Consider the following 22,921-nt stretch of genomic DNA (forward strand, 5'->3'; position numbering starts at 1 on the left):
TGCCCCGGCTTGACCGGGGCATCCAGCACGCCGCGGCTTCTCGGTTCAAGCACCACCGTCTCTGGAATACTGGATTGCCCGCCTTCGCGGGCAATGACACTGAGCGTGTAGAAGCGGCGTCGCAACAAACAAAAAGCGCGGCCATCAGCCGCGCCTTCGTCGTCCCTACACCGCGCCCGCCTTCTGCGCGTACTCCCACGACGCCTTCGACAGCGGCACGGTGCGCTTGGCTGATTCCAGGGCCTTGGCATTCGCGGCGGTGCCGTCGCGGACGCGGCCGGCGATGCCCTGGGTGATGCCGGCGAGGCGGAACAGGTTGTAAGCAAAATACCAGTTGAGATCGGGCACCGTCATCTTGGTGACGTTGCAATAGATCTGCGCGGCCTCGTCCACGCTCGGGATGTTGAGCGCCTTGAGGTCGGCGCCCTGCAGGCCCGGCATGATCCACTGCATCAGGAGATAGGTGAAGTCGGCCATGGGATCGCCGAGCGTCGACAGCTCCCAATCGAGCACGGCCTGCACGCGCGGTTCCGTCGCGTGGAAAATCATGTTGTCGAGGCGATAGTCGCCGTGGACGATCGAGACGCGCGCCTGCTCCGGCACGGTCTTGGGCAGCCATTCGGCGACCTTCTCGAACTCCGGAATGTGCTGGGTCTCGGAGGCCCGATACTGCTTGGTCCAGCGGTCGATCTGGCGCGCGAAATAATTGCCGGGCTTGCCGAACTCACCGAGGCCGATCGCGACGGGATCGAACATGTGGAGCCTCGCCAGCGTCTCGATCTTGCTGGTGAATATCTTGCGGCGATCTTCCGGCGTCTGGCTCGGCAGCGTCGGATCCCAGAACACCCGGCCGTCCTCCATCGACATGATGTAGAACGCAGCGCCGATGATGCTGTCGTCCTGGCACAGCGCATAGGCGCGCGCGACCGGAAAGCCCTGCTTTCCAAGGGCTGCGATGACGCGATATTCGCGATCGACCGCATGCGCCGACGGCAACAATTTGCCGAACGGCTTGCGGCGCATCACGTAAGAGCGGTTCGGCGTGTTCAGCCGGTAGGTCGGATTGGACTGGCCGCCCTTGAACTGGAGCACGACCAGCGGGCCCTGATAGCCTTCGACGTTGTCGCGCATCCACGCCTCGAGCCGCATCTCGTCGAAGCGATGACGCTCCTCGACCGGCTTGGTGCCCGAGAACTCTTCGTCTTTCCTGACGCCGTCAGCCACGGTGACGCTCCCTCTTCAGTCCTGACCATTTCAGGTCGAGCATGATCCTAATCGGTAACCGCTGACGCACTTGCGTCAAGCGGTCATTCCGAATGCGGATCATGCCCTGTCGTTTCTTCAGATCGGGAGCGCCGCGCGGCTCTCCCTCTTAATGACTGGGAGAGTTGGCATACTTCCGAACTTCGAGCCTGGCAATGGCGCGATTGTGCACCTCGTCCGGACCGTCGGCGAGCCGCAGCGTGCGGATGCCGGCGTAGTCCTTGGCAAGCCCCGCCTCGTCCGAAACGCCCGCGCCACCAAAGGCCTGGATCGCCTCGTCGATGATCTTCAGCGCCATGTTCGGGGCTGCGACCTTGATCATGGCGATCTCGGCCTGCGCGGTCTTGTTGCCGACCTTGTCCATCATGTCGGCGGCCTTGAGGCAGAGCAGACGCGTCATCTCGATGTTGGTGCGGGCCTCGCCAATGCGCTGCTCCCACACGCTGTGCTCGACGATCTTCTTGCCGAACGCGGTGCGCGACATCAGGCGTTTCACCATCTTCTCCAGCGCCTCCTCGGCCTTGCCGATGGTGCGCATGCAGTGATGGATGCGGCCGGGACCGAGGCGGCCCTGCGCGATCTCGAAGCCGCGGCCCTCGCCGAGCAGGATGTTCTCCTTGGGCACGCGCACGTTCTCGAGCAGCACCTGGGCGTGGCCATGCGGCGCATCGTCGAAGCCGAACACCGGCAGCATCTTCTCGACCTTGATGCCGGGGGTGTCGAGCGGAACCAGGATCTGCGACTGCTGCTGGTGCTTGGCCGCCTTGAAATCGGTCTTGCCCATCAGGATCGCAATCTTGCAGCGGGGATCGCCGACGCCGGACGACCACCATTTGCGGCCGTTGATGACGTAGTGATCGCCATCCTTCTCGATGCGGGTCTCGATGTTGGTGGCGTCGGACGAGGCGACCGCCGGTTCCGTCATCAGGAACGCCGAGCGGATCTCGCCGTCCATCAGTGGACGCAGCCATTTGCGCTTCTGCTCCTTGGAGCCGTAGCGCATGAACACTTCCATGTTGCCGGTGTCGGGCGCGGAACAGTTGAACACTTCCGAAGCCCAGGAGATGTGGCCCATCTGCTCCGACAGCAGCGCGTATTCGAGGTTGGTCAATCCCGCGCCACGGAATTCATCGTCCTCATGCTCGTTCGGCGGCATGAACATGTTCCAGAGGCCTTCGGCCTTCGCCTTCTTCTTGAGGTCCTCCAGAACCGGGATCACCTTCCAGCGCTCGCCGCTGTGATCCTGCTCGTTATAGATCGGCACCGCCGGACGCACGTGCTTGGTCATGAACGACTGCACGCGGTCGAGCCATTCCTTCTGCTTGGGGGACAGATCGAAATCCATGGGACGCTCCTCGGTCTCTCTTTGCAAAGCTGTTTTGCGCCGGACTGTCCTCCCGCCGCACGCGGCCCGCAAGCGCGAATGCTTGCGGACGCCTCGGAACCGGTTCGCGCGCTGCGAACGAGTCTCGATTGCGGATTGACTTTCTCCAGCCTTCAAACGATAGTTTCATACAAGTGTTTGAATTGCAACTCCCTCCCTGAGGGGCATCCATGGCCAGCGATCATACGAGGTCTGCCATTCTCGCCGCCGCCGAACGGCTCTATGCCGATCGCGGCTTTGGCGACGTGACGCTGCGCGACATCGTCGCGGAGGCCAACGTCAACCTCGCGGCGGTGAATTATCATTTCGGCTCGAAGGACGAATTGATCGCAGAGCTGTTCGTCTCGCGTTCGATCGCCACCAACCGCGAACGCCTGCGCGAACTGAAGGCTGCGGAAGAGCAAGGCGGCGGTCGCGCGCCGATCGAGGTGATCTTGCGCGCCCTCGTCGGCCCGACCTTGCGCGGCTGCCTGGGTCCGGAAAACCAGCGCTCCACCGCGGCGCGCTTCATGATCCGCGCCTCGATCGAATCCGTGCCGCCGATCCGCCGCATCAAGAATCGCGAGATCGACCATTTGCGGAAATTCGCCGGCGCCATGCGACGGTCCCTGCCCGACCGCAGCGACGTCGATATCTATTGGGGCCTGAACTTCGCGCTCGCCATGGCGCACCACACCATCCGCGAGAGCGAGCGGTTGACGAAGCTGTCGGAAGGCAAATGCGATCTCGACGACGTCGAGGACGTCGTCGCGCGCGTCGTCAGCGTCGCGACAATGGCGCTGACGGCCGGAAAGGCCGAGGCCAAGATGCCGTCAAGGATTGCCGCGCGTTAGCGCCTCACATCATCGCGATGCAGTCGATCTCGACGTCGAAGGGACCGAACCATTCCGGGGTGCAGACGAAGATGCGCGCCGGCGGATCAATCGGGAAATAGCGCGCATAGACCGCGTTGAACGCGGCGAAGTGTTTTGTCGAGGTGCAGTAGACGTTGCACTTCATGACGTTGTCGAGGGACGCGCCGGCCGTCTGAAGGCAGAGCTTCATCTGCTCCATGATGAGCTCGCTCTGGCGCTCGATCGGCACTTCCGCGATCGCGCCCGTCTCGGGGTCGAATGGCGGCAGGCCGGCGACGAAGATCATGCTGCCGGCGCGCGTCACCGGCGAGGTCGGCGCCTTCCAGCGATCGAGGAATGTCGAAATCGGTTCGACGCGGAGCGCTTCGCGTTTCATCGGCGGCCACCTTCGGTTCAAGCGAGACTGGCGCCTTGCTACATTATTCTGCAGCCGGCATGCTTCGCTAAAGCTCGAAGTGTGGTTGCGGGCCTAAAGCGCGATGAGATCGCGCTCTAGTTCTTGTTTGAGCATGATCTCCGCGCAAACGCGTTCCGCGTTTGTCGCGAGGGAAAACCGCGGCGCAGTTTTCCGGATCGCGCTCTACACCCGCTGCGGCATCTCCTCGGCCTCTTCCTTGGCGAGCAGCAGCAGCATCTCGATGCCCATCTCGCCTTCCTGGGGCGAGCGGATGAACTTTATCTCGTCGGCGCTTTGGCGCAGCGCGGCAATGATGGCGACGGCCTGATTGGCCGTTGCTGCTTCGGTCGCCAGAATTGCCTTCTGGTCCTTGGCCTGAAACCCGATCGTGTAGGACATGCGTTCCCTCCCGGACTTGCGTCGGGAGCATCGCACCAGAGTCGCGCGCGAAGCGAAAGCCTGTGCGAGTACGGACCGGGTTTGTCTGGGGATTGCGCGCAAGCCTCAAGCAAGCTCGAGCATCGCGCTCGCTTCGGCGGCGCTCGCAACGGTCGCGCCGAGGCCCGTCAGGATCCCTGCCCCATGCACGACCAGCTCCGCATTGGTCTTCGCCGGCACGCCCCTGGGAGGATCAGGAAGCGACGCTAGATGATCCCCTGCTGCTTCAGCTGCTCGATCTTGCCGGCATCATAGCCGAGCTTGCCGCCGAGCACCTCCTGGGTGTGCTCGCCGAGCAGCGGCGGGGCGCGGTAATTCTCGATCGGGGTCTCCGAGAGGGTCAGCGCGTTGCGGATCAGCGACAGATCGGGCTCGAACGGATGATCGACCTTCACCCGCATGCCGCGCGACTGGACGTGCGGATCGGAAAACACCTGCTCGAAATTGTTGATCGGCCCCGATGGCACGCCGGCCTCCTCCAGCTTTTCGAGCCAATAGGCCACCGGCTTCTTCAGGAACAGGCCGGCGAAGATCGCCATGATCTCCTTGCCGTGCACGACGCGGTCGTTGTTCTTGACGAAGCGCTTGTCGTTGGCGAGTTCGGGCTCGCCTAGCACGGCGCAGGTGCGCTGGAACTGGCCGTCATTGCCGACCACCAGCATCAGCTCGCCGTCGGTGCAGCGGAACACACCGGCCGGCATGCCGCCATTGCCCCAGGTGCCGCGGCGCGGCGGCATCTTGCCATTGACGAGGTAGATCTGCAGCCAATGCGACAGCGATGCGATGACGGTGTCGAACAGGCAGACGTCGATGTGCTGTCCCTGCCCGTCATTGGCGTCGCGATGGTAGAGCGCCGAAAGAATCCCGATCGAGGTGTTCATGCCGGTCATGTAGTCGACGATCGACGGCCCGACCTTCATCGGTCCCTCGCCGGGCTCGCCGTCGATATGGCCGGTGACGCTCATCAGGCCGCCCATCGCCTGCAGGATCGCGTCATAGCCGGCGCGCGGGGCGTAGGGGCCGGTCTGACCGAAGCCGGTCACCGAGCAATAGATGATGCCGGGGTTGATCGCCTTGATCGTCTCGTAGTCGAGGCCGTAGCGCTTGAGATCGCCGACCTTGTAGTTCTCCATGAAGACGTCGACGTCCTTGGCGAGCGCGCGGATGATCGCCTGCCCCTCCGGCTTGGCGATGTTGACCGTGACCGACTTCTTGTTGCGGTTGGCGCAAAGGTAGAACGAATTGTTGTTGTTGGCCTTGCCCTCGGGGTCGGTCAGATAAGGCGGGCCGAAGGCGCGCGCGTCGTCGCCGGTGCCCGGCCGCTCGATCTTGATCACCTCCGCGCCGAGATCGCCCAGCATCTGGGCCGACAGGGGCCCGGCGAGCACGCGGGTGAGGTCAAGGATCTTGATGCCTGAGAGCGGCAGAGCCGACATGTCGATTTCCTCCGGGAACTGGATCTTGGCGCGGCGCTCGAAGCGGGCCTGCGCTTCCTGCGGATACACTATTTTCGGGCGCTGAGCACTGCACGCTGGGCATACGGCCATCCCCCGCCCCGCAGCTGAGGCAGCCCCCGGCGGGGTATTCCGCGCTGCGAATATTACGTCGACGGTTCAGGTCGCGGCCGCCGCAGCGACCTGCGGCCGCCGGCGGCCAAGCAGGACCAGGATCAGCACCGTGGCGCAGGAGAAGACAAAGGTGAGACCGAGCGCACCGCGGCTGCCGAACTGGGTGAGCAGGCCGACAAGGAGCGGCGGCGAGATCGCGGATGCCAGATTGAGCGGCAGCGCGATCATCGACATTGCCTTGGCGAACTCGGCCTGGTCGTAGAACACCAGCGGGATCGTCGCGCGCGCCACCGCCATCGCACCGCTGCCGGCGCCATAGAGCAGGATGAAGACCGCAACTGCCCAGGTCGCGCCCTCGCTCGTCATCAGCAGCAGCATTGCCACCGGCAACGCCGTGCCCGCAACGAGCCCGGTCGTGATCCCGTCCCATCGCCCGCCGCCGAGGAAATCCAGCCCGCGGGCGCTGACCTGGATCACGCCCAGCATCGAACCGAATGCGAGCGCCTGCGCGGGCGCCAGCCCCTCCGCCCGCAGCAATTCGATCATGATGGCGCCGATGCCGAAATTGACGAAGGCGTTCATCGTGATCACGCAAGCGACGAGACCGAAGGTGCTTCTCGGAATCGCAGGCGGCGGCGCGGCCTTGATCGGGCCACCGCCATCGTCAGTCGCAATTTTTCGGTGCGGAGCCAGGAACGCGTAGAGCGGAAGGTTGATGAGGAGCATCATCGCCGCGTAGACGAGACAGGTCCCGCGCCAGCCGAAATGCCCGCTCAGGAACGACGTGGTCGGCCAGAAGATGCTGCTGGAGAGGCCCGTCACCAGCATGAGCCCGCCGATGGCATTCTTGGCGCCCCGCCCGGCCACTTCGTTGAGCATGATATAGGCGCCGGTCGAGAGCGTGGCGCTGCCGCCCATGCCGAGAATGACCCAACCGATGAAATAGAGCATCGGCTCGTGGGCAAAGGACATGACGACGAAGCCCGGCAGGGTCACGACCGTGCCGACCATCATCACCTTGCGCGCACCGTGGCGTGCAAACGCCCTGGCGAGCCAGGGCGCGCACAGCCCCATGGTGACGTAAAGGACCGAGTTGCCCGCGAACACCGCCGACAGGCTCATGCCGAGATCGGCCGCAAGGTCGCGGCCGATGACGGCCGGAAGGCCGATCGTGCCCCACCCGATGAGTTGGGTGATTGCCAGCACCAGCAGGACCCCGATGAGCCTGCTGTCAGATCTCAAGAACCGCATTCCAAACGTCGCCTGCCCGGCAGGCGCCGATCACGCCTGTGACATCCGTCTTACCCGGAGACTCAGCGCAACGGAACGCCGGCCGCTGAATGGCAGAAGGCGGCCGGGAGCATGTCAGCAGGAGGCAGTAGCTCCTACCCCGCGAGCCCGAGCAGGGATCGCGCCTCGGCCGCGGTCGCGACGCGCCGGCCGTGGCGCGCGACAGCCTCGCCGGCGATGGTCACGAGTTCGGCGTTGCTGGCGGCCAGGCGGGTCTTGTCGATCCTGATATTGTCCTCGAGCCCGGTGCGAACCGCGTCGGCGCCGCGCGCAAGCGCCCAGCCCATGACCTCGGCCTGATGGCGTCCGATCCCGGCCGCCGTCCACGTCGCCTTCGGGATCAGCCGCTTCAGCTCTCCCAGGAGGATGTCGAGGACATGCTCGTCGGCCGGCATCGCGTTCTTGACGCCCATGACGAATTGCACGTGCGGACGCGCGTCCATCAGCCCCGCCTCGATCAGACGCCGCGCACCGTGGAGATGCGACAGATCGAAGATCTCGATTTCCGGGCGGATGCCATTTGTCTTCATGCCGGTCGCGAGAGTCTCGACCAGGGCGGCGCCGTTCTCGTAGACGATCGTCGGAAAGTTCACCGACCCTGTCGACAGCGAGGCCATGTCCGGCTTCAGATAAAGCGATGATCCCCGCGCCGAGGGATCGCGGCCGCGCCCGCCGGTCGAGAACTGAACGATCATCCCCGGGCAATGCTTTTTGATCCCCTCCTGCACCTGCGCGAAACGCTCGGGGTCGGAGGACGGCGTCTCGTCATCGTTTCGAACATGGATATGGGCAAGGGTGGCGCCGGCCTCGAAGGCCTTCTGCGTCGACTCGATCTGCTCGGACGGCAGGATCGGCACCGCGGGATTGTCCTTCTTGCGCGGAACGGAGCCGGTGATGGCGACAGCAACAACAACGGGGTTCATCCCTTGACCTCATGATGATCGCGCTCGCGCGCCCAAAAATTCGAATCGGCAATCTCGTAACGCATCGAGCCCTGCCGCTGCAAACATCATCGATCGCAGCGGCAGGCTCCTTGCGTGCCCTTCAGGTCGGAATTGCGGCCGCGCCGCTCGCCGCCTCCGCACGCTGCCGCTCATAGTCGGCCCGCGGCATCGGAACGGCCTTGGGATTGCCGAGATCGTCGATCCTGACCCGATAGGTCTCCCGGGCCGTGACGGCCGCCAGCGCCGCGATGACAGTGATACCGAAGGCGATCGCTCCCACCGTCAAGGGGATATTGTCCGAGCCGGGAGGCGCCACGGCCGCAAACAGGGCCGGAAGCAACGCGGTGATGGTCGTTCCGATGTTCTGCGAGATCGCCATCGCCGACACCCGGGTGCGGGTCGGAAACAGCTCCGGGTAGAAGCTCGGGAAGATGGCGTTGTAGCCCTGATAGACCACACCCCACATCAGGAGCGACAGCAGGATCGCGAGCGGCACATTCCTGATGCTGATGGCATAGAGATAACCGAAGGCGAGCAAGCCGGAGAGCAGCGCGCCCACGATGATCGGAGGCCTGCGCCCGACCTTGTCGGAGAGATTGCCGACGAAGGGAATGACGAACACGGCCAGCATGTTTCCGAGCACCGGGATCCAAAGATAGACGTCCTTGGCAAAACCGATGCCATAGGCCGGCTGCACCGCGTAGGCCGCACCGAAGATGGTCGCAACCACCGGAATGACGTTCATCAGGGCCATGCAGATGACCCTGAGCATGTCGCGCCAGCTCAGCTTGATGGCCTGGACGATGGGCGCCCGCGGCGTCTCGCCCCGCTCGCCCTCACGGGCGAACGCAGGGGTCTCGTCGACTTCGCGACGAATGATGTAGCCTGCGACGATGACGAAGAAGCTGAGCAGGAACGGAATCCGCCATCCCCAGCTGTTGAATGCGTCGGTCGGCATATAGGCCGCCAGCGGCAGGAAGACGGCTGCCGCGAGGATTTGTCCGGCCTGCACGCCCTGAAGGGCGAAGCTGGCATAGAAGCCGCGCCGGCCGAACGGCGCATGCTCCAGGATCATCGAGCTCGCGCCGGAGATTTCACCGGCGACGGCAAATCCCTGCACGAGGCGCAGGATGACGAGCAGGATCGGCGCCAGGATGCCGACCTGCTGATAGGTCGGCAGGATGCCCACCGCCATCGTCGAGATGCCCATCAGGAACATGCAGACGATGAGAACGGTCTTGCGGCCATGGGTGTCGCCCCAATGTCCGAGAACGAAGGCGCCGATCGGCCGGGCCACATATCCCACACCATAGGTCGCCAGCGATGCGACGATGGCGACGGTGGGATTCTCCGACGGGAAGAAGATTTGCGGGAAGATCAGCGACGCGGCGGTCGCGTAGATGAAGAAGTCATAATATTCGAGAGCCGAACCGATCCAGCCGCTCGCAGCAGCCTTCCTGGACTGACTCATGTTACGGATCGTGCGAGTCGTGGTCATCGCAGAAAATTCCTCCACTGGGTTTGCTGACGTCCCGTTGTCGGGCTTCGCTGGAAATTGGGCAGCATTCTCTGGGCGCTCTGCCGTCTTCCGCGAGCGCTTGTCACTGCCGATGGGTATCCGATTGGTCGCGACAATAGGCTTTCGCCGGGCTAACACAATTACCCAGTTATGCGATAAACCTAACATGATGTTATTTTCGCGCGTAAGTCGATCGGCGACTCGCCAAAGGAGCGTGATCAGAACGCCTCTTGTGAGGTCGACAGAATTGGCGAGGAAATGCCAATTCCGAAGCTGCATGCCCATCCAAGCCCGCCGAGCGTTGACTGCAGCGCCTTGTACTCGCAGCCGCCCCATCCAGTATATCCAAACTTCCGAGCAACGCCGAACAATGCAACTTCGTCGAAGTGCCGAAGCTAGACCGCCCGCACCTGAAGAAAGCGGGAGATAACAACATTCTGTATCTCTGTCGTGCCGTCGAGGTACTGAGCTGCCTTTGCGGAGGCCAAATGCCGCGAGATTGGCGTGTCAGCCAACAGGCCGCGCGCACCAGCAAGCTGCATACATTGCGCGACACCGTTGAACGCTGCCCTTGTCGCAAATTTCTTCGCGTGAGCGGCCTCAATTGTAGCTCGCTCTCCTCGGTCAAGCTTCGATGCAGCAGCGGCGAACAACAGCTCTGAGGCCGATAGATCCGTCGCGACGTCGGCCAGCATCCATTGAAGGCCTTGAAACTCGATCGTCCTCGAACCGAATGCGGAACGTTCCGCTGTTGCCTTTAAGGCGTGCGTCAGACTTGATTGCAGCATCCCGCAGCACATTGCACTAACCAAAGTGCGGGCCACGTCGATACCGCTCATCGCTCTTTTAAAGCCTTCGCCAGGTCGAGCAAACAGCGCCTCATCGGGAACGAAACAATCGGAGAGCTCTACGCCAGCGAGCCCCATAGAATGGCACCCCACGAGATCGTAGGGAGCCGTAATCGAGAGACCCGCGCACGTTCTCTCTACTAAAAATGCGGCAATGCCTGCTGGTCCAGCATCCACATCGGTTTGCGCATACACGAGAAATAGATCCGCAGATACAGCATTAGTAATCCACGCCTTCGAACCATTTATTTGCCACCCCCCACGCCTACGGGTCGCTTTCGTTTGCATAGCTGCTGCATCCGAGCCTGCGGAAGGTTCAGTTACGCATACGGAGAGAATTAGTTCTCCTGTTTGCATCCGGCGAACATATTGATCGAGCTGAACAGGCGAGCCGGACTCCGTTATCAAGCCGGCAACCGCGCTGTGCACAGCAAGGCTGAAAGCAAACGGAAAATCCGCGGAGGCCAAGACCCTGAGGACATTTCCAACGCGGAGATAGTCCAGGCCCAAACCACCGTGCTCAACTCCAATCCTGAGCGATCCAATTCCAACATTGATCGCTTCGCGGAGCTCAGTCGTTGCCATCGCGCGCGACTTTTCCCAAGCGGCAGCTCGCGGCAGAATTGTATTGCGCGCGAATTCTTCAGCGATAGTCATAATGGACATTGGTCCCCTCAGACTCAGCTGTTGGATTCGGATCGGCATTCAGCCGTGATACGCAAACAGGTCGATTGGTTACTGAAGTCGCGGGCCGGAAACTCCTACGCGTGCTCGGTCGATCTCGCGACCCGTTCCCAGGTGTCGATCTCCCTAGCTAGCGAATTCAACCTGTCGCGAACCTATCTCAGTGCGCCGTTTCCGAGTAAGAGAGGCATTGGTGGATCGTCCACCACTTTCAAGATCGCACGAGCAGCTTGGACGGGATCACCTGCCTGCCGGCGGCTTTGACACCTCATCTCCTCCAGCGACCCCTCTCAAGGGTCCCTTTGCGGCCGTACCCTGCTTTGTTGACGAGGACGCCTATCGGGCCAACATCTCTTTCGGCCTGCGCAATCTCAGGGCCGATGGCTGCGCAATCCGTGACATCCAACACGACCGCTCGCGCGCGAGCGGGGTCCATCGGGCAGAACTCCTGTCGCGCCGCCCCACTTCGCACGGTGCCGATCACGGAATATCCGGACGAGAGCCCTTTCGTCGCCAACCCGGCCAAAGCCAGAACCGGCACCCGTGATCAGACAATTCGGCTTTCCACTCATCGCCATGTCCTTATCGCAGCTGTGCTCGATGATCTCGTAATCCTCTGCCATCGCGTTCGCGCCAAAACCGGCCGATGAGAGGAAGTCAGCTTTTGGGTGATTAACGGATCGGCGCGCGTCACCATGATTTCAACGCTTTCGCTTGAGCCGCAAGCAATTATTCGAGCGGCCAGGAGATCGTCCGCAAGGGCCTCCCTTTGGCGGGACGCCTTCATCAGCCAGGGACGTCTCGCCCGCCCTCGCCCCTCGGGCGCCCCATCGCCGAAGGCGCCTTCGCGCGAGACCTGAGAAGGATGACAAGCCTGACGTACATAACGAGCAGCCTGATCGCAAAGGATATGGCGAGCCATATTACTAACACGGGCATAAATTCTCCAATCGCGATTTTGGATTTGAGCGCATGTTCGGCAAAATGCGATGCACCGCTCTGACACTGATGCCGTGCGCCCGCGCCAATCAGGTTGGCCCTTGAACAAAGAGTCGTAATTAACTGCGGCGCACTGCTGGTCCGCACGCACCCACAGCGCTTCACGCGAGTTCTTCGAGATGCCCGAGGCCCAGACCGCCGACGACGGCTTTCTGGACGGGCGCGACGTCGGCATTGATCTTGTCAGCACCGAACGACATGCCCACCACCGTCCGAGCGGCGCGACTGCCCTTCCCCTGGCCGACGAGCTTGGCGACGGCCTCGGCAATGTCATGAGGCTTCGGGGCGTCCTTACCCTGCAACATTGACGTGAAGGTCTTGTAAATGGCGTCGGGGATCTGGCCGACCGCGCCGTAAGACTTCGTGATGTCGTCGTCGGCAGGCCTCTGGATGCTCGAGTACAGGCTTGTCGGGTAAGCGCCAGGCTGGACTTCCACTACGTCTACGCCGAGCTGGGAGACCTCCAGCCGAATGCTGTCGGTCAAGGCTTCGATCGCCATCTTGCTCGCGCCATAGATGCCGACGAAGGGGAACGTCACCCGGCCGAGGACCGAGCCCATGTTGATAATGAGGCCTTCGCGCTCCCGACGCATCGAAGGCAACACTGCCCGCGTAACGCGGAGGAGCCCGATGACGTTGGTGTCGAAGATCGCCTTCGCCTGATCGGCCGTGAAGGCTTCAGTCACGCCGACCGACGCAATGCCGGCGTTGTTGACCAACACGTTGATCTTGCCGGCCTCGGCGAGAATAGAAGCAACGGCACGATCGACCGAGCCATCGTCGGTGACGTCGAGTTCCACGACGCTTATTTTCTGCCTTCGCAGCGCGTCGGCGTGGCTGCGATTGCGGCCGGCGATGTCGCGCATCGCGGCGAACACGTAATAGCCGTCGCGCGCCAGCCTTTCCGCAGTTTCGCGGCCGAAGCCACTCGATGTACCGGTGATGAGAATAGTCCTGGTCATGGCTTGCCTAAGGTGATGAGCGTTGCGGGTCAATGCGAGATGATCAGCCGGTATGGCTGTTGGTGTCATTGTATTCTCAACTTCCCAAATCATTCTTTCTTCCGTCTCTCGTCAATACGTGACTGCTGGACCGCAATGTAGGCGGCGCAATCTCAGGTGTCGTGAGGCGAGCGCGCCCAATCGTCCGTACCAGCGCGTACCGCGTGGCGCGCCGCGCGGCGGCGCTGACACGATCTCGGAGGCGTGATTTGGTGTGACGCGGAGTTGAGCCGGACCTATCTCGCGGCCACGCTAGGTTGGTTGACGCCTCCCCGTGGCTTCGTCGCAGGCCGCCGTTTTTCTTCCTTATCAGTCCGAAGCGGCCGCAGCGCACTCGTTGAGCGATCGGCAGAGGACGAAGAGAAGAACCGCAGGGGATTGGTCGAGAACGCAAGCGAAGGCGATGAGCTTTCGCGCCTGCGGTACGACTGTCTTCGCGAGTTCTCTTCATTCATCAAAAGTGAGGTCGCAAATTTCCGGGTACGACCGCCTTTTTGGGTCGATCGGTCGAGAGGTCACGCAAGGCTTGGAACGCCTCAGTCGCTTTGCGAAGGAAAAGACGCCTCTGGCGCGCAAAGATGAGGATGCGCTCACGTCTCTTGGCTGCTGGGGCCGCGTCGAGCTGCAGCTCCGGCACCCCTCGTTACACTGGCGCCGCATCGCCGTAACGGCTGGGAGTGCTACGCCATAATGCTACACCGATCCGCCTCGTCAGCTCACAGGTGTCGCGAGCAGCTCGTTCAGATTGGCGTCAAGCTGCGCGAGCAGCTCGGGATCCACGCCAAACAGGCCGAGGTGTCCGCATATGCTCTTCAGCGGACGGAACTGGCTACCGGGGATCAGCCGTTGCTCTACCTCGCAGTCGCTCGGCGGAAAGAACATGTCGTGACTAATCGGCATCACGTAAGTCTTCGCCTTGATACGGCCGAGCGCCGACGCGAGATCGTCACCGGTGTTTCGGCTCACGTCGCCTCGTTGCCACTTCCACGCCATCGCCAGAAGATCGTTCGGATCCATCGGCGCGAAGTATCCGGCCATAAACGTATCGACGAAGGCCTGCATCGAGTCGAAGCCGAGCGCCTTGTGTCGGCCTTCTCGGAAGAACTCGGTACTCCACCCCATCACCGTCCACAGCCTGGCGTGGCGATGAAGGCCGGCGGCGACATCGGTGGGCGAACCGTACTTGCCGCCGTTGAACCCTGGATCGGATGTGATCGCTTCGGAAAGTGTCTCGGTGAGGACGAAATCGTGCTCGGTGTTCTTGGCGGTGCCGGCGATCGGAGCGGCGCGCTTGACGAAGTCGGGATAGCGCACGGCCCACTCATAAGTCTGCTGAGCGCCCATGGAGCCGCCGACGACCAGCGCGAGCCGCTTCAGACCGTATTTCAGGGTCAGAAGCTTATGCTGGGCGCGCACGTCGTCGCCAATGCGCACTTTCGGAAACATCGGCCCGGCCTGCGCTCCACCGCTGTTGTGCGGTGAGGTGGAAAGGCCATTTCCAATCTGGTTGACGACGATGATGAAATACTTCGCCGGATCGAGCGCACGCCCGTTGCCGATGTAGACCTGCTCCACGATCTTGCTGGTTCCAGAGAACCAGGTCGGAACGAGGATGGCATTGTCCTTCGCTGCGTTCAGCGTGCCGTGGGTCGCCACGGCAAGCTGACAATCCGGAATAGTGCCGCCCTCCTCGAGTTCGAGGCTGCCGATTCCAATCGATTCGTAGGGACCGTGACCTTCCTGACCGTAGTAGGGATTCATGCTCACCGGATTTTTCTCCCGTTACCGCTGTCATCTGGTCATCGCGAAGCCTTGGTAGCCGATCGCCGCAAGCGCGTCACATTGCTGGCTGTAGCTGCCGACGCGCGGTCCCCGTAAAGCTCACGCAATTTGCTCTTCAGGACTTTTCCAGTCGCCCCGTGCGGAAGTCCGTCGACGAACAGCACATCGTCCGGCATCCACCACTTCGCTATCTTGCCTTCGTAAAAGGCCAGGAGGTCTTGCGCCTCGAGCATCGATCCCTGGCGTCGAACTGCAAGGACAAGCGGGCGTTCGTCCCATTTTGGATGCGCAACACCAATCACGGCCGCTTCGGCGATTTCGGGGTGGGCCATCGCCACGTTTTCGAGCTCGATAGATGATATCCATTCGCCCCCGGACTTGATGACGTCCTTCGAGCGATCCGTAACCTGCATATAACCGTCGCTGTCGATCGTGGCGACATCACCGGTGAAAAACCAGCCATCGGCACGCTCGCTTTCCGGCATCTTGTAATAAGCGCGGGCGATCCAGGGCCCCCGGACCACGAGGTCGCCAACTGCCTTGCCATCGTGTGGGAGTATTCTGTTGTTGCTATCCAGAATGCCAATTTCCACCCCGAAAACCGCTCGTCCTTGTTTGACCTGGCGAGACTGCCGTTCAGCTCTCGACGAGGCCCGGTGCTTGCGCAGTGACTTTGAGATCGTGCCGATCGGGCTTGTTTCCGTCATGCCCCAGCCATGCAGCACCTCGACTCCGTAGCCATCCTGCAGCGTTTCCATCAGCGAGGGGGGACATGCTGTACCGCCGATCAGCACGCGATTGAGCGTCGTCGGCTTTACGCCGGCGCTTTGCAGGTATCGAACATAGCCCAGCCAGACCGTCGGCACGCCGCCAGCGAAAGTCACCCCGTGGTCCTCAAACAACTTGTGCAGGCTCTCCCCGTCGACTTTTGGTCCGGCCATCACCAGCTTCGAACCCATTGCCGTTGCGCAATACGGCATTCCCCAGGACATTGCATGGAACATCGGCGAGACAAGCGCGACCGTGTCATCCAGAGAAATGCGACAAGCGTCTGGAAGCGCTGAGGCGCAAGAATGCAGTACGGCGCTGCGATGGCTATACAGAACACCCTTTGGGTTTCCTGTCGTTCCCGAAGTATAGCACAGTCCGCACGCCGTGTTCTCGTCGAATTCCGGCCATGCATAAGCTCCCGAGCACCCGGAGAGAAATCCTTCATAGGATGCGAAGCCTTTGGCTCCCACGATCTTCGCGTCGGCAGCCTCCCCCAGATATATCCATGCCTCAACAGTCGGACATTGCGGCACTAATGAGTGTACGAGATCGATGAAGGCCAGATCGAAGAACACAACCACATCTTCGGCGTGGTTGATGACGTATATGATCTGCTCCACGAACAGCCTTGGATTGATCGTGTGACAAACGGCCCCCATTCCCGAAACACCGAAGTATAGCTCGAGGTGCCGATAGCTGTTCCAGGCTAACGTCGCCACGCGATCGCCCCGCTTAATTCCAATCGAGTCCAATGCATTTGCGAGCTGAGAGCTGCGCTGGAGAAGGCCGCTGTAGCTGGTAATGTGATCGGGCTTATTGGGGGTTCGGGAGACGATCTCGACATCGGGAAAGGAGCGCGCCGCGTGCATGAGAATGGACGACAGGAGCAATGGAGTTTGCATCATTAAGCCAAGCATGGCGAATGGTCCTTGGTTTCAACGCTTTCGCTTCAGCAGAAATCAACTAACCGTGCCGGCAGGAGATTGTCCGCACGGGTGCCCGTAGCCTTCATCAGCCAAGACGACTTCTCGCCCGCACGATCGGGTGCCCGATTCTCAAAAGCGCGCCTTCGCGCGAGAGCTGAGAAGGATGATAAGCCTGAAGTGAACAACGAGCAGCCTGATCGCAAAGGACGAGAGAAGCCATATGACTGACAGGGGCATGTGTCCTCCAAACACGATTTGGATTCGACGTTGTGAATGAATGATGGTAGGGCTCCGGAAGCCGGATGTCGTGAGCCGCGAGCGCCATTTCACCCATACTGGCACGCACTGCTCACCACCACGTCGCCGCCAATCTGGCGATTGGTGAGCTCCCTTCCCTGCCTGGGTGACGACTACGACCAACGGCATCGTGATCGGCCATCCCGCTTCATCACCAGCGCGCGGTGGACGCAGAGCATCGGCTCTGGCGACACCGACATGTTCCCGGCCGCGCCGCCAGATTGCACTTGGCTGGCATTTAGTGATGTTCAACCCAGTCATCCGCTATCCGAACGAAAAGATATTCTTCCAGTCGTTCTTCATGCTGATGACGGTCCAGTTTTTCTCTCTAGCCTCGGCATAGAGCGCGGGGGTGAAGGAACCAATCTTCGTATCGGGCAGCCCCTGCGCCGGACCATAAGCGTACTCACGTATCACATCGTCGTGCAGCACGAGCATCGATAGTCGCGCGCGGTCCCCGGCACCCGTATATTCCAGCATCTGCTGGTCTCCAGTCGAGTTACCAAATGATGCGTTCGGACGTCGACCAATCATCAAGTGAATGCTCTCCGGTTTCCCGGCAGCGCTGTCGTTGAGCAAGAGGCAGGGTTCGCTGATGAGGACCGGCTTGCCGTCCTTGTCATAATCATATTTGACGGCGAGCGCCGACCCGAGCACCTGCTCCGGTGGGATGCCGTAGACCTGCTGTGAATACAGACGTACAAAATCCTGACCGAAGCCCGTGACAATGTAGGTCTTGAAGCCATTCGCCCGCAGGTAGGTCATCACCTCCAGCATCGGTTGGTAGACGAGTTCGGTATAGGGCCGCTTCCAGCGTGGATCCTTCGCGGAGGCAAGCCACTTTCTTCCTTCGGCCTCGAACTCGTCAGTTGTCATCCCGGCGAGCGTTGCAAAAACGATCTTTTCGAAGTCCCGCATCGAGAGCCCGGCCATCGCTCCGCGGCTTCCCGACAGCAACGTCTTGAAAGGCTCGACCTCCTTTAACGCCGGCTGTTGTGCGGTCAACACCGGCACTCGGTCGAGGCAATACACCATCTGACTATAGATCGGGTGCTCCACCCAAAGCGTACCATCCTGATCAAAGGTGGCGATGCGTTCCTCGGGAGGCACAAACTTCGGATTTGCCCGTTCCGTCGTATCTCGGACGAAGTCGAGGATCGCTTGCTTGGCGGATCCCTCATTCCACGATGGCAATGGGCCGCTCGAAGCGGTCTGGGCCGACGCGGAGAAGGATAAGGGCCGCACGGATAGGGCCGGAAGCAACGCCAACGTCGTGAGCAGGGTGCGACGGTCGATGCCGGAGCGGAGAATGGTTTCCTTCATGTTCGGCTACTCCTACCTAAAGCCTAAGGACGGCAAGATCGTCGAGGAGATCGACCTCGATGACGGTATCGCGGCTTCGACGCCTGGACTTGTCAGACGGCCACATATGTCGGCCGCGAATCCCTAGCGCTATGAGCAACCGATCGTCCTTCTCCGGAGGGTCGGCCCTGATTCCCCTTAGGGCTGGAGATCGCAAGGTGGAGGCGAACATTCCATCCGATTGAGGCTATCGAAACGAAACCTGCACTTCACCTCATTGGGTTGCTCGCTCGGTATCGCTCCACTGTTCTTTCAGGATTAGAACATTCCTGCGTGCTGATAGTCCTACAATGTCGACGGTATCGCTAAGTCATCGAAGTCGGCCCCCAGGGCGCCCAATCATCCTGGGGTTCTCTTTATCAATCGACGCCACCCCTTGCGGACTTCTTGTCAACTTCGCGCATAGCCCTCATGGACATCTTGAGCCTTTGCGTACTCGGGCTGGAATCGAACGCTGGCGTAGTGCGAGGCTCTTTCCGCTTCCTGAGTCCTCTTGCCGAGCTCCGCCGTGTCTCCGAAACCAAGAACCTGTCTAGCAAGCTCCGTGAGTGGGCCATCAACCTGATACTCGGTGCGTTGCATCGTAAGGAGATTTATCAGGTACAATGGCGTTCCATTGAACTTCTCGAACATCTCATGACGATTGCCCCACTCAGTAAGGAACCGCTCGCTGATCTGCCGGAATATCTTGATGCGATCCCGAGCACTGATCTCCGGCCCCCGAAGCGCTTCAGCCAATTTGGGACCGATGTACGGGTCGTCCAGCTCTTTCCTGGTCGGCTGGATAACGACGCCGCGCCCACAGAAGTCGATCAGCATATTGACCATCTTATGCTGGTTTTCCAGGTAGTAAGCGCGACCAAAGTCGATGTAGATGTTGTTCGGCTTGTAGAGTCCCCCGGGAGTCACGAATCCGGTCTCCTCGGCTGCGAACATGAAGGCCCGGCACGTCTCACGGAATCTGATAAGCTCAGCGAGTTGCGCCTGTACTACCGGTCCCGAACCGGTCCCGAGCGACTGAGTAAGCAACAGCGCCAGACCGACCATAAGCTCGGCGTGTACGCAGTGGCGAATTTGTGTTTCCAGATGAATCCAGTCAAACTGACGCTGCGGGTACCATTTCGCATGGTCCGGATTGCCAATGTGCTGCACCTGCGGCCAGGGAATCAGGACGTCGTCGAAGTAAACCATTGCATCAAGCTCGTCACCGATAGTAGCCAGCGGTCGATCGTACGGATCTGCGTCCGGTTCGGCATTCGATTTGCGGGCAACCACTGAGACACCCCTCGTGGCGATCGGAACCAAGGCATATACCGTTTGCTCTGGTGTCTGTCCCGGCCGCCACAAATTTCCAATCAGCAGGTGGTTTACAAACGGCACCGATGTGCCAATCGCTTTCCAGCCCTTGACCAAGATACCGTCGTCCCTCTCTTCAACAATCTTCAGCATCGGGGTCTCGGCTATTGCGTTGTCGCGACCCCGGTCGAATTGCACATCGAGGAACATTGGAGAAATCGCAAGGTCCCTGGAGGTAACCTCGTCCCATTGACGCTGAATATTCTTGGATAGGTCGCGCGTTCCGTTTTTGAATCGGGAGTTTTCAGCCCACGGCTTTTGGTCGTCGACCTGCGTGAACATCACAGCATTCATTCCGACCGGCGGCCGCGTAAAGATGCCACCCTTGAAATGGCGACAAATAAAATCACAGTACTTGCGGCGCCGAACAACATCTTCCTTGGATCGCGGCAAGAACCAGTGCATCGATTGGCGATTACCGTTCGCGTCGACAAAAGTTGCGACATCCCGGTTCTTGGGATCGAGATGCAGGTCGTAATACTCTGCGATCGCTTGAGCATAGCCCTTCGTCTTGGGATGCGTCGTGATGTCTTCGATGAGTTCGCCACCGACGTACACTTTCCTCCCATCGCGAAGCGACGCTAGATACTCTTGGCCTGTTCGCATGATAATTGCTCCGTTAAGCGTTAAGTTGTTTCTGAAACGTTGCAGCGTCCCAGTAGTCTTCACTGCTGTGAATGAGCCTCCCCCGCACATGCAAAACGTGAGCTCCGCGCAATGAAATCCTTTGACCACGCGCAATCGTGCGGTCCATTTGCGTCTGCAGAGTTGCCGTAAGGAGGTACGTGATCGTCACCGACCCGAATGGATCTGCGATCTGCACGTGCGGGGCCCAGTGCGCATCCGGAAACCAACCGAAGAACTTCTGCAGGCCATGCGCAATCGCGGCCCGGCCAACCTTGGGAGGGCCCATCGCTATGTCTTCATGAGTGCCGTTACCATCATAAAGCTCCGCGACAGCTGCCGTGTCATGACGGTTGTAGGCGCCATAGAGCACGTCGGCGACTCCGTGTAATTTCATGATCTGATCTCTCTCGTAGCTGCCTCTCCGATCGCGACACCGTGCAGATAGCGGCCCTCTCCATACAGCAACGGCGGCAGGGATTGCGGTGCCAGGATCGCCGCAATGACGCTAATGACGACGAGATGGCTTCCTACGGAGAGAATGTCGGTCGCTCTGCAATCGAACGTCACAATGGAGTCTCGCAAAACCGGCGTCATGACCCGCTCTGGTAAACCGGAGGGCGGAACGACATAGTCGCCGATGAATTTATCTTCGCCTGCGCGCGAACATAGCTGCGACAGATAAAGCTGCGCCTGGCTCAGCAAATTCACAGCAAAGCGGCCGCCACGTGATATGTCCGAGGCCGTGGTCGTACGACTATTTACGCAAACAAGGAGCGTCGGGGGATCAATGCATACGGGCGTGAATGCGCTAACCGTCATTCCCCACGGTTCACGATCATGCAGCGTCGTGATTATGGTGACACCGCCGACTATCCGTCGCATCGCAGTCCGAAAAGCTTCTGCCTCTCCGCCGCTATTGACGTCCCAGTGTACGCCGGCGTATCCGACGTCGACCTGTTCGAGTAGCGGCAATTGTGTTGCTTGCTCAACCATCTTGTTCGGCTACTCCTAATTCAAATGGAGCGGATGGAGCATGTTCGGCGAAAATGCGATGGACCGCTCTGCTACTGATGCCGCTCGCCCCGCCCATCAGGTTGGGCCTGGGACAAAGAGTCATAGTTCACTGCAGCGCACTGCTAGTCCGCACACACCCAAAGCGCCTTTAGTCCATTGAAGTTGAACATCGTCCGGCGCTCCAAGGGGCGCTCGGCTCTCAGGCGGAGCTTCGGGAACCGCTCGAAAAGCATCGAAAGAGCGATCTGTGCCTCGGCCCGGGCCAATGGCGCGCCAAGACAGAAATGAGCGCCCCCACCAAATGAGTTGTGACGCTTATCCGGCCGTTCGATGTCAAACCGCTTTGGATCCGGATGCGCTTCTGGGTCGAGATTCGCTGCATAGAGCATGGCATTGATCGTCTGCCCTGCAGCGACCGGGCACCCGCCGATCCGCATCGCCTCGGTTGCGATCCGAGTGCCTTGCATGACTGGCGCGTCATAGCGCAACACTTCCTCGACGGCGCTACGAACCAGGTTCGGATTAGCGAGCAGTTTGCTGAGTTCACTGGGATGCTGTAGCAGGGCTAGTACGGCGTTACCGATAAGATCGGTCGTCGTCACGTTGCCCGCAATGAGCAAAGTAACGCAAACGCTAATGATCTCCGCTTCATCGAGCTGCTCGCCGTTCTCTTCAGCGTCGATTAGGCTGCTGATCAGATCGGCGCGACGTTCCTTACGACGATTTTGGATCACCTCGGTGAAGTAGCCGGTGAGAGCGGCGTCGCTGGATGCCAGAATAGCCTCCTGCTCCGGCATGCGTCGCGGGTTGAACATCTGCATTTTGCCGTCAGACCATTGCTTGAAGTCGCGGCAGCGGGCGGTATCGACGCCCAACATCAGGGCGATGGCTGTCGTCGGCAACGGCCGGGCATAAGCGTCCATAATATCGAAGCAGGATGGATCGTCTATGTCGTCCAGCAAGCCGCATGCGACCTCAGTGATACGCGGGCGCATCGCATCGACCGCGACCCGGTTGAACGCCTTGGCGACCAGGTCGCGCATGCGTTTATGGTCCGGGTCGTCCATATGCAGTATGAGCGGCCGGAACGTCTCATCCACCTTAAGTTGGACCCGAGAGAACGAACCCGGGCGGGATTTCCGCGGATCGGAAGCTAGGCTGCGATTGTTCATAACGGCCTCGACATCGGCCTCACGGGTCAGCACCACCCGATCGACCGTCCGATCCTGGTGTACCGGCTCCCGCGACCTCAGCAGATCGAGATATTCGTTCGGTCGTTCACGAAAGACGGGATCCAGGTGGGTCAGGGCCATTCCTGTTGGTACCGTGGTCTCGTCGTTACTCATGGGTATCGTCCTTTCGCCGAAGTTTTGTTGCGATCGGCTTGGAACAGGCAAAGCCTCCGCATCAACTGCCAAGATTGAAAGCTAAGCGGCTGGACCTCCGGTGTCGTGAGGCGCGCGCGCCCAATCGTCCGTACTGGCGCGCACCGCGTGTGCCTCGCAGCGACGTCGACACGATCTCTCAGGCGTGACTTGGTGTGACGCAGAGTTGAGCGCGGCCAATTTCGGCGCACGCTAGATTGATTAACTGCGCC

19 protein-coding genes are annotated in these 22,921 nt (G+C 60.7%); 2 read left to right on the forward strand and 17 right to left on the reverse strand.

The window, feature by feature from the left end; all coding sequences use genetic code 11:
• Positions 1-165 precede the first annotated feature (165 nt).
• Together AB7008_RS30845 and AB7008_RS30850 are read right to left on the reverse strand one after the other, a co-directional pair.
• Positions 166-1,224 carry a phosphotransferase family protein gene (locus AB7008_RS30845; protein WP_028154865.1) on the reverse strand — a complete coding sequence of 353 codons (1,059 nt, stop codon included), beginning with the start codon at positions 1,222-1,224 and terminating at the stop codon, positions 166-168.
• 148 nt (positions 1,225-1,372) lie between these two features.
• The gene (locus AB7008_RS30850; RefSeq protein ID WP_014494478.1) at positions 1,373-2,608 is read right to left on the reverse strand and encodes an acyl-CoA dehydrogenase family protein; all 1,236 of its coding nucleotides are present in this window, start codon (positions 2,606-2,608) and stop codon (positions 1,373-1,375) included.
• Between the two features lie 209 nt (positions 2,609-2,817).
• Here AB7008_RS30850 and AB7008_RS30855 point away from each other — a divergent pair, with 209 nt between their 5' ends.
• A complete protein-coding gene (locus AB7008_RS30855) occupies positions 2,818-3,480 on the forward strand; it encodes a TetR/AcrR family transcriptional regulator (RefSeq protein ID WP_038935933.1) in 663 nt (220 codons plus the stop codon).
• 4 nt (positions 3,481-3,484) lie between these two features.
• Here AB7008_RS30855 and AB7008_RS30860 read toward each other — a convergent pair whose 3' ends face one another.
• The 11 genes from AB7008_RS30860 to AB7008_RS30910 form a co-directional block, all read right to left on the reverse strand.
• Entirely contained in the window at positions 3,485-3,877 is a 393-nt protein-coding gene (locus AB7008_RS30860; protein WP_304490263.1) for a RidA family protein, read from the reverse strand.
• A 204-nt stretch (positions 3,878-4,081) separates the two neighbouring features.
• Complete coding sequence (locus AB7008_RS30865) at positions 4,082-4,297, reverse strand: hypothetical protein (RefSeq protein WP_014494475.1); 216 nt, start codon at positions 4,295-4,297, stop codon at positions 4,082-4,084.
• Between the two features lie 245 nt (positions 4,298-4,542).
• Positions 4,543-5,772: a CaiB/BaiF CoA transferase family protein gene (locus AB7008_RS30870; RefSeq protein ID WP_028154862.1), complete on the reverse strand. Its 1,230-nt coding sequence runs from the start codon at positions 5,770-5,772 to the stop codon at positions 4,543-4,545.
• A gap of 177 nt (positions 5,773-5,949) precedes the next feature.
• Positions 5,950-7,155: an MFS transporter gene (locus AB7008_RS30875; protein WP_304490264.1), complete on the reverse strand. Its 1,206-nt coding sequence runs from the start codon at positions 7,153-7,155 to the stop codon at positions 5,950-5,952.
• Positions 7,156-7,289: 134 nt separating this feature from the next.
• Positions 7,290-8,117: a 3-keto-5-aminohexanoate cleavage protein gene (locus AB7008_RS30880; RefSeq protein ID WP_304490265.1), complete on the reverse strand. Its 828-nt coding sequence runs from the start codon at positions 8,115-8,117 to the stop codon at positions 7,290-7,292.
• Between the two features lie 121 nt (positions 8,118-8,238).
• On the reverse strand, positions 8,239-9,636 hold the full coding sequence (locus AB7008_RS30885) for an MFS transporter (protein ID WP_304490266.1): 1,398 nt from the start codon (positions 9,634-9,636) through the stop codon (positions 8,239-8,241).
• 416 nt (positions 9,637-10,052) lie between these two features.
• Positions 10,053-11,171 carry an acyl-CoA dehydrogenase family protein gene (locus tag AB7008_RS30890; protein WP_304490267.1) on the reverse strand — a complete coding sequence of 373 codons (1,119 nt, stop codon included), beginning with the start codon at positions 11,169-11,171 and terminating at the stop codon, positions 10,053-10,055.
• A gap of 1,118 nt (positions 11,172-12,289) precedes the next feature.
• Positions 12,290-13,219, reverse strand: a complete 930-nt coding sequence (locus tag AB7008_RS30895; RefSeq protein ID WP_441260019.1) for an SDR family oxidoreductase — start codon at positions 13,217-13,219, stop codon at positions 12,290-12,292.
• 681 nt (positions 13,220-13,900) lie between these two features.
• A complete protein-coding gene (locus AB7008_RS30900; RefSeq protein ID WP_028154855.1) occupies positions 13,901-14,950 on the reverse strand; it encodes an alpha/beta fold hydrolase in 1,050 nt (349 codons plus the stop codon).
• Positions 14,951-14,988: 38 nt separating this feature from the next.
• Entirely contained in the window at positions 14,989-16,659 is a 1,671-nt protein-coding gene (locus tag AB7008_RS30905) for a long-chain-fatty-acid--CoA ligase (RefSeq protein WP_304490269.1), read from the reverse strand.
• Between the two features lie 570 nt (positions 16,660-17,229).
• Positions 17,230-18,288: an HAD family hydrolase gene (locus tag AB7008_RS30910; RefSeq protein ID WP_441260020.1), complete on the reverse strand. Its 1,059-nt coding sequence runs from the start codon at positions 18,286-18,288 to the stop codon at positions 17,230-17,232.
• Here AB7008_RS30910 and AB7008_RS30915 point away from each other — a divergent pair.
• The gene (locus AB7008_RS30915; RefSeq protein ID WP_304490271.1) at positions 18,275-18,415 is read left to right on the forward strand and encodes a hypothetical protein; all 141 of its coding nucleotides are present in this window, start codon (positions 18,275-18,277) and stop codon (positions 18,413-18,415) included. The two genes, AB7008_RS30910 and AB7008_RS30915, sit on opposite strands and share 14 nt — an antisense overlap.
• A gap of 302 nt (positions 18,416-18,717) precedes the next feature.
• On the opposite strand, the gene AB7008_RS30920 is transcribed toward AB7008_RS30915, so the two are convergent.
• The 4 genes from AB7008_RS30920 to AB7008_RS30935 all read right to left on the reverse strand — a co-directional run bounded on the left by AB7008_RS30920 (position 18,718) and on the right by AB7008_RS30935 (position 22,670).
• Complete coding sequence (locus AB7008_RS30920; RefSeq protein WP_441260021.1) at positions 18,718-20,289, reverse strand: 4-hydroxyphenylacetate 3-hydroxylase N-terminal domain-containing protein; 1,572 nt, start codon at positions 20,287-20,289, stop codon at positions 18,718-18,720.
• Between the two features lie 13 nt (positions 20,290-20,302).
• On the reverse strand, positions 20,303-20,704 hold the full coding sequence (locus AB7008_RS30925; protein ID WP_304490273.1) for a nuclear transport factor 2 family protein: 402 nt from the start codon (positions 20,702-20,704) through the stop codon (positions 20,303-20,305).
• Positions 20,701-21,303 (reverse strand): flavin reductase family protein, encoded by a 603-nt coding sequence (locus tag AB7008_RS30930; protein WP_441260022.1) that lies wholly within the window; start codon positions 21,301-21,303, stop codon positions 20,701-20,703. The genes AB7008_RS30925 and AB7008_RS30930 overlap by 4 nt, the downstream gene beginning before the upstream one ends.
• 143 nt (positions 21,304-21,446) lie before the next feature.
• A complete protein-coding gene (locus tag AB7008_RS30935) occupies positions 21,447-22,670 on the reverse strand; it encodes a cytochrome P450 (RefSeq protein WP_304490275.1) in 1,224 nt (407 codons plus the stop codon).
• Between the last annotated feature and the right edge of the window lie 251 nt (positions 22,671-22,921).

The sequence above is a fragment of the Bradyrhizobium sp. 521_C7_N1_3 genome, assembly GCF_052075975.1.
GTDB lineage: Bacteria > Pseudomonadota > Alphaproteobacteria > Rhizobiales > Xanthobacteraceae > Bradyrhizobium > Bradyrhizobium japonicum.